This window comes from Dictyobacter sp. Z7_2 (assembly GCF_057551105.1).
On sequence record NZ_BAAJPE010000001.1, the window covers coordinates 2,722,935 to 2,734,735 of the forward strand.

Here is an 11,801-nt window from a genome sequence, read left to right on the forward strand (position 1 = left end):
TAGGGATACATCTTACTGGCTGTGCTTTTTCTATCTACCTTGTCTCCATCTGCTGCATTATTCCTTCACATGTTTTTCGTTGTGCTGAAAATTTTTGAGGGGATACTATGCGTAATCGAGACGCCTCTTTTGTCTATATCATGTTGAGCGGTGCGCTGTCGCTCTTCTATGGGTTATTCTTGCCAGTTGAACTTGTCTACCTGATTAATGTAGCTGGCTTCAATCCCATCCAACTGGTGCTCATCGGGACATTAAGACAATCCATGAACTTTCTCTTTCAGATGCCAACGGGTATTCTCTCTGACATGTATAGCCGTCGGATTGCTGTCGTCCTTGGCATACTGCTGATTGGTGCTGGATATCTTGTGGAAGGCTTATGGTCTATGGTTGGCATTATCTTCGCGGCTCAGGTTTTGATAGGACTTGGGAATACGCTGATGAATGGCGCCGATACGGCCTGGATTGCCGATGAAATTGAATCAAAGCGTGTGGGACCTGTGTATCTACGGGCGGCACAAATTAGTTCTCTACTCTCGCTCCCGGGTATTGCGTTAAGTGCTCTGCTTGTCAATATAAGCCTCAACCTGCCACTTGTGCTCAGTGGAAGCCTTATCATTGCGCTGAGTGTTTGGCTGGCCTTTGTGATGCCTGAGAGGCATTTTGTCCCTGCCCTGAGGGAGAACCGCTCCATGATGCAACAGGCGGGACATACGTTGCGGATGAGTATTCAGTTGGTGCGTCAGCGGTCGGTGTTACTGACCATCCTCGGCGTTGCCGTGTTCGCAGGCGTGTTTGGGGCCGGGTTCCATCAACTCTGGAACTATTATTTGATTAACGCGTTTGTCTTTCCGACACTGGGAGGACTCACGTCTGTTACATGGTTCAGTGTAATTGAAGTTGGCATTGTCATCACGAACTTTTGTGGCATCTCGCTCGCCAACAAGTTTGTCGATACAAACAGTCGCCGCGCAGTCATTGTTGCGCTGTTTATTGTCGATAGCCTGTCAGCACTGAGCGTGATCGGCTTCGCGCTGGCAGGACAATTTGCTCTGGCTTTACTGCTCTTCTTTCTTTTCACGACTGTCAGCGGCCCCAGCCTGTCATTGGGACAAGTGTGGATGAACCAGCATCTCGACTCGAGTGTACGAGCCACTCTATTCTCCGTGCGTGAACAAGTGAGCGCCATCGCGCAGATTGTGGGTGGCCCTTTGTTGGGCTTGATCGCCACACAAGTGAGTATACGCGCCGCGCTGGTCGTAGCAGGGATCGTTCTGTGTCCTCCCTTGCTCCTTTACCTGCGAACCATGCGTGACGATAAATCAGGTAGCAGTGTGGCTCCCGAATGAAGTCGATTGACAATGACAAAGTCCCTGCTCTATAGTGTAAACTAAATTGTTTACATAGAGTAGTCAGTAAGCTTTATGTCATGGGGGTTAAGGAGAAAAGTCAATGCCAACGATGTCTGACATTGCACGGAGAGCAGGAGTTGCGTTGAGTACGGTTTCCTATACGTTAAGTGGGAAGCGGCATATTTCTGATGAGGCCAAGCAGCGCGTCTTTAAAGCGATGGAGGAATTGGGCTATCAACCGAATTCGCTGGCGCGTGCCCTGGCGACGAAGCGCACTCAGATTATCACGTTGCTGTATCCGTCGAGCACGTCCGGGCTGGGTCCAGTGCTGGAATTTGTGACCAGTATCGTGGATGTGGCCAATGAGTATGGCTATGCTGTTCTGCTCTGGACCAGCACCAATGAGGATCAAACTTTCAATATGGCTCATCAGGGATTTGTCGATGGGGCGATCCTGATGGAGGTGGCTCTGGATGATCCTCGCATGGATCTGCTGAAGAAGCAGGATATTCCCTTTACGATGATTGGTCATGGCTCGCACAATGATGGCATCAGTTATGTCGATCTGGATTTTGATGATGCTCTGGAGAAGGCTATTGCTTATCTGGTGCAGGAGGGACACGAACATATTGCCTTGATTAATCAAGCTCAGAGTATGTTCGATCGGAATGTTGGTTATGTGCGTCGCTCTCATGATGCCTTCTATCGCGAAATACAGCGCCATGGTCTCACAGGCAAGGATTGTTGCTGTGATGCTAATGAGCAGGCTGGCTATGAGACGACGATGGCTTTATGGGAACAAGATCCTGAGATCAGTGCCTTTGTCCTGATGACTCCCTGGCCAAGCGGCGGAATTATCCATGCCATTGCCGATAAAGGACTCTCTATCCCGGATGATGTTTCGCTGGTGGCGGTGCTTTCTCCACGACTGGCTGAGATGACGACTCCTGCTTTGACCTCAATCGATTTTCCCTTTGCGGAAATGGGACGCATCGGCACCGAAATGCTGATTCATCAGCTGGATGGCACGGCAAAATCCCCCTCTCAAGTTCTGATAAAATCTCATCTGACCTTGCGTCGTAGCTCGGGTCCACGTGTAAAACAGTGATAAAAACATTCCACAATAATTTGACAACCACTTGACAGTTTGATTTTTGCTATTTATACTTCTTGTTAACGAAGCGCTTCAACAACTTTGAAAAAATGGATGTGTGGGGGAGATTAGACATTTTCAGGCGCTGTTTTGCCTGAATAGCTCAATGCGTCTAAGATCGCCTGCACTGTGTTTTTATGCACACGTGAGTTATCCGTATCGTTTTTGCTTATTTGATACACGGACTTTTCGTATCAAACTGTTTCAAATCCAAAGGAGGATATGCTGTGAGCGCTCAAACCCCCGATATACATGCCGGGCCAAATATGGCGCCGAGGAAAAGATCATTTTTTCGGACGATCCAGGCTCTCTCCGCAGGCTGTCTGGCATTGATGCTAGTTGGTATGCTTGCCGCCTGTGGAGGCTCTACCACTAGCTCAACTAACAATGGCGTCACAACAATTACCGAGATGGATTATTGGACAACTGAGCCTGCAAATACGCAGATTACTAAATTGTTCAATCAATATATGAAGCTGCATACTAACATCAAGATCAAACGGGATGCCGTCCCTTTTGGCTCATTACTCTCAAAAGCAGATCAAGAAGCCGCCTCGCAGACACTCCCTGATCTGTTGCAACTCGATAATCCCGATCTACCAAACTTTGCTGCCACAGGTGCTCTGACACCGCTCGACTCTTATTTGACTGGCGATATGAGTAAGTCCAGTTTCTATGATGGCTCATACTCCACGATGACTTATAAGGATAAAGCCTATGCTGTCTCTGTGGGTAGTAACGACCTGGCGCTCTACTATAATAAGAAGATATTTAGCGCTGCTAAATTGACACCTCCTACAACCTGGGCTGAGTTGTCTGCCGATGCCAAAAAGTTAACCAGTGGCAATACCTATGGCCTGGCCCTCTCTGCCAAAGCTACTGAAGAAGGTACATGGCAATTCTTGCCTTTCTTCTGGTCTAATCGTGCTCAGCTTGAAAAGGTTGACTCCACGCAGGGAGTCGCCGCTTTACAATTGATCACCAATATGGTGAAGGAAGGTTCACTCTCGAAGGCTTCATTGAACTGGGCTCAAGGTGATGTAGAGACGCAGTTCCAGAATGGTCATGCAGCCATGATGGTCAACGGTCCCTGGAACATTGGCATGCTCGATGATGCGAAAGTTGATTATGGAGTTGTTCCCATTCCGGTCCCACAGGCGGGCTATCAGTCGGTCTCCCCACTGGGCGGAGAAGTCTGGACGTTGCCGGTGACCAAGAACAAGAATCAGAAGGCCACCTGGGATCTCGTACACTGGTTGTCAGAGCCAGCACAGTTGCTCGTGTTTGATCAGGCTAATGGCTATATTCCTCCACTGAAGAGTGTTGCTCAGACATACCTGAAAACCAATGCTGGTCTGGCCATCTTCGCCAATGAGCTGAACACAGCTCAGGCTCGTACCGCGACCGTCGGAGTAAAGTATCCCACGATCTCACAGTATATCTGGACAGCGGAACAGTCGGCGATTTCGGGAAACCAGTCTCCCCAAGCCGCGCTTACGCAGGCCCAGCAGCAGATTACCCCGCTACTGAATAAGTAGCCAACGATACCAGGTAACTTGATACGTTGTCGACTGGAGTCGTGATTGACTTCCAGTCGATAATGTGTTGATAATGGCCTTTGGTGAGCTCTTCGGTATGGTGACGTTCCTCAGGTCGTTGGCTCAGGGAGGTATATTGTGGCGACACATACACAACAAAATCTACAAGCAATTTTGGATAGAAAAGCTGCGGTGCAACCACGGCAGAAACGTATGAGGAATCGTTCAAACTGGATACGCTTCTCGTTTTTGGTGCCGGCTATTCTGTATCTGCTTCTCTTCTTTGGCTATCCACTCTATTACAGTTTTAGCGTGAGCTTTGAGCAGTACGATTTGCAAGCAGAGATCACCGGCATCGCACCTTTTGTGGGGCTGGCAAATTATATCAGCGTTATTCAGGGCTCGGTCTTCGGGGCAGCAGCTCTCCATACGCTTTTATTTACGCTTGGTTCGATCATTCCGCAGTTCCTGCTTGGCATGGGTTTAGCGCTGTTTTTTAACAAGCGCTTCCCGCTCAGTCGCTTCCTGCGCTCGATCTTACTACTTCCATGGCTGCTTCCATTAGTCGTTGCCGCGACCGTCTGGCGCTGGCTCTTTGATCAGACCAATGGTATCATCGATCAATTTCTTTCTGCCCTGCACATCCTGCCGGCCCACTTCGGCTGGCTGACCACACAAGGCTGGGCGTTAGGGGCGGTGATCATCACCAATATCTGGATTGGTATCCCGCTGAACATGGTACTCATCTATAGTGGTTTGCAGGGTATCGATAAGGAATTCTATGAGGCGGCCTCGATCGATGGCGCAACACGCTGGCAGAGTTTCCTCTATGTGACGCTTCCTTTGCTACGTACAGTGATTGGTGTCGTCTTAATGCTTGGCTTGATTTATACGTTGAAGGTATTCGATGTGATCTATGTCACGACGAGTGGCGGTCCCGCCAATGCGACACAAACTTTTGCGACCTGGTCGTATAATCTCTCCTTTACGCAGCAGCTGTTCGGGCAGGGAGCTGCAATGGGAAACATGATTATGCTGATCTCTCTCGTGGTTGCGCTGATCTATCTCTGGTGGACGCAGCAGGAGAATCGCAAGAACAGAGGATAGCTCCATTATACATGCATGGGAGCAGACGTTTTATCGATCTATTGCATATTCACCTTACAGGAAGAATATCTATGTTCGACTGCTGGAATAAAGGAGTTTTGCAGTGCAGACTCAAATAGCTTCAAAGCCTAAATCTGGAGGGAGATTTTCTCTCAAGACTGTTCTGGTAACCGCTATTGGCGTTATCTTGACGGCGATTATGCTGTTTCCTCTCTATTGGATGATCATCAACTCCCTGGAAACAAATGCAACTATCTTTAGCATCCCTGCGCCATTGGTGCCTTCGCAGATTACATTAAGCGCATATTCAAGTGTGCTTGCGACTCAACTGCCCCATCTGGCGACCAGTCTGATGATTGCGCTGGGAACCGTAGTTGTCTCATTGATCATTGCCATACCGGCGGCCTATGCGCTGGCGCACTTTCAACAGCGCTTTGCTTTCATCCTGGTTTTTGCCTTGCTGCTCGCTCAAATGATCCCGACCGTTACATTGTCTACTCCCATGTTCCTGATTTTCAACAACCTGGGATTGCTGAATAGCTATCCGGGATTGATTCTGGCTGACACTACCTATGCGGTCCCATTTGATATCCTGATTATGAGCGCTTTCTTTCAATCGCTTCCATACGAGTTGGTCGAAGCGGCCTTCGTCGATGGCTGCAAAGAGTGGGGAGCTTTTTTTCGCATCATGCTGCCCCTGGGTGTCCCTGGAGTCGTTACCGCTGGCCTGTTCGCTTTCCTGTTTGCCTGGGGAGATTTTCTCTTTGGCCTCACATTGACGACCACCAATGATATCCAGCCAATCTCGCTGAGCATCTATAACTATCTGGGAGAGTTTAATCAGCAATGGAATGGCTTGATGGCTGTGGCGACGTTGGGATGTATCCCCGCTGCGATCTTGCTCATCGCTTTCCAGCGCTACATTACTGCTGGTATGACATCAGGAGCCTTGAAGGGATAATGTGCTTTGTGTTATCTAGACTGTCAATGACCATTTGCACTGGGTCCACAAGCTTTTGAGCGAGAGTGAAAAGGGACTTTGTTTATGGACAGTTTTCGTTGGAGATGGGGAGGCATGTCTTTACTGGTTGGGCTAATGATGTTGTACTTGATAGCATGTAGCTCTGCTTTAGCGCCAGTTGGACAAACCTCTCCAACTGCCACATCTTCACCATTGGCCACAAAATCAGCGCTTGCTCCCGGGACGGTGCTCTATCAGGCTGACTGGTCCCATGGCCTGGATGGTTGGCATGCTTCGAGTGGTTGGCAGGTAAATGATGGTTCTCTACAAACGAATGGCTCTGATCAACTTGCGATCACCTCGCCCTATCGGATCAGCATCTCTGACTATGCGATTGAGGTGCGGATTCAGGTCATGAAAATAGCCGATGCTGGAGCAAATGTAAGTCTCCGAGCTGATAAAGCTCCTGGCAAAGATGGTTATATTGCAAGTGTCTTGAACTTGCTCAATCCCGGTCAATATCCCAACGGACTGCATCCCCAGGCACAAGTCTATCTCGATCCAATGGGATCTATGGAGCAAGGAAGCTTTGAAACCATCGATTATGACCCCAAATTTTTGCCACATATCTATCGTGTCGAGGTACGCGGCGCGAATGTCAACTTCTCCATCGATGGAACCACTGTGAGCGCTGCCACCAGTACAAGTACAGCTCATCTCTCGAATGGTCCGATTGAAATTCACGCCTCGTTAGCTGTCCTACGTGTAAGCAGCTTTCGTATCAGCTCCTTATAATAATACGTATCACGGAAAGAGTATGCTTCGTGGCAGCTTTCTCCATTCAAAAGATGTAGATAAAAGCACAATGGTTGATTTAAGAGACGGACTATACTGAAACAAAAGCAGATCTGTCTTGACGTAAGCGATCCCATGCTTTTATCTATCTGGAGAGGAGGGGAGCTTCTGATGGCATATGAACCGGTAGGCCATAGTCCTAATAAAGTCGTTGCCATCCTCAAAAGGCGTTTAAGGCTGAACTTTCTTTCGAAATCTTCTCTTTCTATCCATTTTGGCTTAAAAGCGCCTAACCAACACCTGTTGATAGCGCTGGCACTGGCCTTTGTTTATCATGGGGTATTGTTACTCTCCTACGATTTTAAGAAGACATATGATGCCCTGATCCACGTTTTTTTTGCCGATCACTATTATCGCAGTTGGTGGGACCCATGGGAATATCGCTGGTATACCGGTTTTACGATGACCAGTTATCCTCCGGGATCACAGCAGAGTGTGGCACTGGTCGCCCATCTCCTGGGTGGTAGTCTGCTCAATGCTTTTATTGTGGTGCAATTATTCTCTATCTTAAATATCACGCTGGGCACTTATCGCTTTTCAACAATCTGGGTCAGTGAAGAGGCGGCAGGCTATGCTGCGTTGCTGGTTGTCTTCTGCTCCAGCCTCACTGAAACGGTCCATGTCTTTGGGCAGCTGCCAACGACTTTCTCGATAGGCTTTTTGTTAAATGCACTGGCTTTTGCCTATAACTGGCTAGAAAGCGGAAGGAAACAAGAGCTTTTCAAAGCTCTGGCCTGTAATGCTGCGACCACGGCCGGACATCACGTGACAACCCTTTTTGGAGCTATCTTCTTTGTGCTGCCCGTGGTCGGATTAGTGATTGTGCAGAAGTTTCGTCTGCCGCTCCCAGACGAGTCGACACAGCGACCACCACGCGTTTCGCGTAGAAATCTGCGCCCGCTACTTGTGCGACGCCTGCGACGCATTCTCCCTGTGAGTGGACGATCTATTATCTATCTGACTGGTATGGTAGCTGCTCTCGTGATAGTTGTGCTGCCTTATTGGATCTATAGTAAAACCGATCCGATTGCGCAGGTTCCGATCCCTCATGCATCACGGGATAGCTTTTTAGTGAACACCTCTGCTGGTCTTGTCTTCTGGCTGGTTCCATATGGCCTTTCGGTGATTACTTTTCCTTACGTTTTTTACAAGGCTTATAGCACGAAAGCCTGGCCATTGGCGCTGTCTTATTCGTTGCTCGTTCTGCTTGGTACCGGAGGGACAACCCCGATACCGCATAAGATTTTGGGTAAAGCGTTTGAAATTTTGACCCTTGATCGCTTTACTTTCTGGGCCACAATTATCCAGCTCCCCATCCTGGGGGCGTTCGTTGTGAGCATACGGAATGGTGGCCTGGCCAGGTATCTCCAGGAGCAGATGGGATTTGCTACCTGGCGCGGCGTCCAGGTGGGTTTATTGATTTTTTACTTGGTTATCTCTATCTATGTGGCTAACCTGACCCAATTTCGCCGTTTCCAGCCGGCCTCGATTGATTTTCAGCCGATTGTGACCTTTCTGAATAAGGATCAACATTCGCGCTGGCGCTATATCACGCTTGGCTTTGGTGATCAGATGTCCCTGCTTGCGTCTCAGACGCTTGCCACATCGGTTGACGGCGACTATAATTCGGCTCGTCAACTGCCTGAATTAAATACGTCGCCAGTTGAGCGTCTGGAGGGGGCAAAATATGCAGGCATACCCGGTATTGGTTCGCTTCAGCAGATCCTGACTATTCCAGAAAAGTATAGCTTGAAGTATGTCTTCTCCAACGACCAATTCTATGATCCGCTGCTCTTTTTCTCGGGCTGGCATCGTCTGCAACGGCTAGAAGATGGTGTGATGGTTTGGGAGCGTGCCGATATTGAGCCTTTGCCCGCTGTGATCCCACGTGATGACATTCCAGTCTATCAGAGTATCATGTGGGGAACTGTCCCTATCGGCTCGATTTTTGCCGCGCTTCTGGCAATGAGTTCGGGGGTATGGTGGCCTGTGCTGCGTGGCCTTTTTATCTTTCTTGGCGTGCTTCAATTCGTGCACTTTGTGAAAAAGTATATGTGCCGTCTGGTACATAGCTCTTTACTGCGGTCGACCTTCTTACAACCTTTGTGGTTTATCGTGATGCTTCCACGGCGCATCGCTGGTAGCATACACGATCACTTAGTGCGCTGGTCGTGCCTGCCGCCTACTGCCGAGGATGAGCAGGAGCGAAAGCATTGGCAATTAGGGCTGCATTGGATTGCGAAACTCAAGCGAACGAGGCCAGCGCCTCCTACGGCCAGGCAATTGCGTACAGTGGCTCTCTGCCTGATTCTGCTAGGTTCGCTTGGCTACGGTGTTATGTCGTTCATAAAGCAGCAGAATGATCCTGTGATGATCGTTCAGAACTACTATAACGATCTCGACTTTCGTAACTATGGTCCCGCATATGCTATCCTTGATCCTCTCACACGCCCAAGCATGGATCTCTATATGTTACAGCTATCCGTTGTCAATGGACTGGTCGCCTCGTATGGCAAGCTCAGTTCGGTGTATGTCCATATTCTCAAGCAAAGTCCCGATCACATAGAGGTACGCGCCGATGCGCTGTGGATTACTGCACTGGTTGCTTATCCCACAAGCGACTATCTCTCTATGGTTAAACGGTCGGGGACCTGGTATATTGTGCCTGCACGTGCCAGTACGGCATCATCACCCGATGAATTTTTGCGCCGCCCAACGGTGAGCTGGCACTCTCAGGGAAGGACCGTTGTAACGACCGGAACGACCGCTTTCGGCGATATCCAGGATCGTCCCTTGTTGCAGATCCTGTCGGCTCGCTTGGTCAAGGTAGGGGCGGTCTATAGCGTGGTGGGCGAACTGGTGAATGCCGATGTGAATCCCGCGGATGTGACAGTTACCGCGGTGCTCTATGATCGAAACCATATCGGGCTTTCGACCTATAATGCACAGACAAATATGCTGCATAAACTGCTACCCAAGGAAGTGACGCCGTTTCGTGTCGATTTCGAGGGTGTGGCCGGTACGGGTTTAATCGATGCTACTACACTGATGGGAGCTTTTAAGCCTGGATTAAAGACTCCCTTACACCTTAAGGCGCCGATTGCCTCTTTTGATGTGTCTGCTAAGGCCGTTGTCACCGACCATAATCTTGATCGGGGCGTTGTGGCACACGATGTGAGTGTGAAATATAGTGCTGATGGAACTGCTCATCTGGTGGGTACGTTATATAACACAAGTATCAGTGAGGCGACGATTCCTCATATCCTGGCAACCTATTACGACTCTGATAATCAGGTGATGTGGATGGATAGTATGTATGTGGAGCAGGCCGATGAGCCTGAAAGTAACGAAAGCTTTGATCTACCTATCACCCCGTCTCTCTCGATCACAACTATTTTGAAGCAACCAGCTATCTCTACGAATATTTTGCATTATCCCAGTTACGAACTTACAACCAGGTTGCCATGGTTGGAGCGTTCTCCTATGCCGGCACGAACGGGCTATAGCTCGGTGCGCATCAGCATTAACTATATGATTGGGGTGCTGCCAACATGACAGGTGTCGGTTGCGCTCATGCTGTGGTCAGGAGTTCTCTATTCAAAATGGTGATGCTCCTGCTTGTAACGAGTTTTATGCTGACTGGTTGTGCCGGACAGGCGCCACCGCCTCCTGTACTTCATGGAACGCTGTCAATCAGCGCGGCAAAGATGATTGTGGCTGGGACTCCCACGACCGTTACGGTGGGACCTGTTGGAGATGTCGATGGGCTACCTGTGCTCCTGATCGCGGCCGGAAGTTACGGGCCGCATCTCTATCAAACGATTTTTCATCGGGGCGTTGCTCATTTTATGTTAAGTGGACAAGAGACGCAGCAAGCTGGACTCGTGCGTTTAACCGTCCGAGCAGATCAGGCACAGGGAATGGCTCAAATGATTATCCAGTCATCGCATCCGGTTGAGCCGCTGACACCTTTGATTGGTGCTCGCGCGATTATCGCCGATGATCTGCATTGGAGTATGGTCGTGGTAATTCCTTTTGATCGCTTTGGGAATCCCGTGCTGGAAGGTACACCTATTGAAGTTCTGGTGCGCCATCCAGATAATACCGTGGAGCGCAGAAGCCTGGTCGTCCATAACTTATTAGCCTGGACACGTATCTTTAGTCATACGCTTGCGGGGCGCAGCCTGATCTCAGCCACGATTGGCGAGGTCCATGGTTTTGAGGGAACACTATTGGAAGTTGCGGGCTGGCCACTTCCCTTTTCCGTCTCTGCTACGCCGCAACCACTATCTGCTGACGGTCGCCTGATTACAACGCTACGTACGGCGACGCTGCATGATCGCTTTGGGAATGTTGTGCCGGATGGGACATTGATTACCTTTATGCTTAAGGACCCCAATGGGTCGTTTGGAAGCATCCCGGCCTATACGATCGATGGTATAGCCGAAGTTCCATTTCCGGCTCCTCTGCTGCCTGGTGACTATATATTGCGAGCAACTATGTTAGGAGTAGTGAGTCAAAGCAGTATTGTCCATTTTTCGGCAGGCCCTGCTGTGAATACTTTTTCGATACAGGTCCAGATGGATGCTATCGATCACGCTTATGTACTGCGTACTGGTCCATTGCTCGCCTCACTAGGACAATATATTCCCGATGGCACTCCACTTCAAGTTGTGATTACCAATCCCGATGGTAAGCGTCAACAACTGGATAGTCTTTCTAATGCGGGTTATGCATCTACTCAGCTTCTCAAGTCGCTTTTCCCACCTGGAAATTATACTGTCCAGGTCACTATTGGCTTGCGAGTGGTCACGCAAAAAATCACGTTGAGATAGGAA

General features: G+C 49.4%; 8 protein-coding genes. All 8 read left to right on the top strand.

Features of this window, described 5'->3' with window-relative positions:
• The first annotated feature begins 107 nt into the window (after positions 1 to 107).
• The 8 genes from AC27N8_RS10860 (at position 108) to AC27N8_RS10895 (ending at position 11,798) form a co-directional block, all read left to right on the top strand.
• Positions 108 to 1,346 (top strand): MFS transporter, encoded by a 1,239-nt coding sequence (locus AC27N8_RS10860; RefSeq protein WP_487066812.1) that lies wholly within the window; start codon positions 108 to 110, stop codon positions 1,344 to 1,346.
• Between the two features lie 103 nt (positions 1,347 to 1,449).
• Entirely contained in the window at positions 1,450 to 2,457 is a 1,008-nt protein-coding gene (locus AC27N8_RS10865; protein WP_487066813.1) for a LacI family DNA-binding transcriptional regulator, read from the top strand.
• A gap of 272 nt (positions 2,458 to 2,729) precedes the next feature.
• Entirely contained in the window at positions 2,730 to 4,040 is a 1,311-nt protein-coding gene (locus AC27N8_RS10870; RefSeq protein WP_487066814.1) for an ABC transporter substrate-binding protein, read from the top strand.
• 138 nt (positions 4,041 to 4,178) lie between these two features.
• Positions 4,179 to 5,147 carry a carbohydrate ABC transporter permease gene (locus tag AC27N8_RS10875; protein WP_487066815.1) on the top strand — a complete coding sequence of 323 codons (969 nt, stop codon included), beginning with the start codon at positions 4,179 to 4,181 and terminating at the stop codon, positions 5,145 to 5,147.
• A gap of 103 nt (positions 5,148 to 5,250) precedes the next feature.
• Positions 5,251 to 6,108 carry a carbohydrate ABC transporter permease gene (locus AC27N8_RS10880; protein ID WP_487066816.1) on the top strand — a complete coding sequence of 286 codons (858 nt, stop codon included), beginning with the start codon at positions 5,251 to 5,253 and terminating at the stop codon, positions 6,106 to 6,108.
• Positions 6,109 to 6,192: 84 nt separating this feature from the next.
• A complete protein-coding gene (locus AC27N8_RS10885; RefSeq protein WP_487066817.1) occupies positions 6,193 to 6,903 on the top strand; it encodes a LamG domain-containing protein in 711 nt (236 codons plus the stop codon).
• Positions 6,904 to 7,074: 171 nt separating this feature from the next.
• The gene (locus tag AC27N8_RS10890; RefSeq protein WP_487066818.1) at positions 7,075 to 10,518 is read left to right on the top strand and encodes a hypothetical protein; all 3,444 of its coding nucleotides are present in this window, start codon (positions 7,075 to 7,077) and stop codon (positions 10,516 to 10,518) included.
• The gene (locus AC27N8_RS10895) at positions 10,515 to 11,798 is read left to right on the top strand and encodes a hypothetical protein (RefSeq protein ID WP_487066819.1); all 1,284 of its coding nucleotides are present in this window, start codon (positions 10,515 to 10,517) and stop codon (positions 11,796 to 11,798) included. The genes AC27N8_RS10890 and AC27N8_RS10895 overlap by 4 nt, the downstream gene beginning before the upstream one ends.
• The last annotated feature ends 3 nt before the right edge of the window (positions 11,799 to 11,801 follow it).

What these genes read in the sequence shown, in the direction of transcription:
- AC27N8_RS10860 (WP_487066812.1), top strand. Translation starts at nt 108, where the DNA reads ATGCGTAATCGAGACGCCTCTTTTGTCTATATCATGTTGAGCGGTGCG.
- AC27N8_RS10865 (WP_487066813.1), top strand. Translation starts at nt 1,450, where the DNA reads ATGCCAACGATGTCTGACATTGCACGGAGAGCAGGAGTTGCGTTGAGT.
- AC27N8_RS10885 (WP_487066817.1), top strand. Translation starts at nt 6,193, where the DNA reads ATGGACAGTTTTCGTTGGAGATGGGGAGGCATGTCTTTACTGGTTGGG.
- AC27N8_RS10890 (WP_487066818.1), top strand. Translation starts at nt 7,075, where the DNA reads ATGGCATATGAACCGGTAGGCCATAGTCCTAATAAAGTCGTTGCCATC.
- AC27N8_RS10895 (WP_487066819.1), top strand. Translation starts at nt 10,515, where the DNA reads ATGACAGGTGTCGGTTGCGCTCATGCTGTGGTCAGGAGTTCTCTATTC.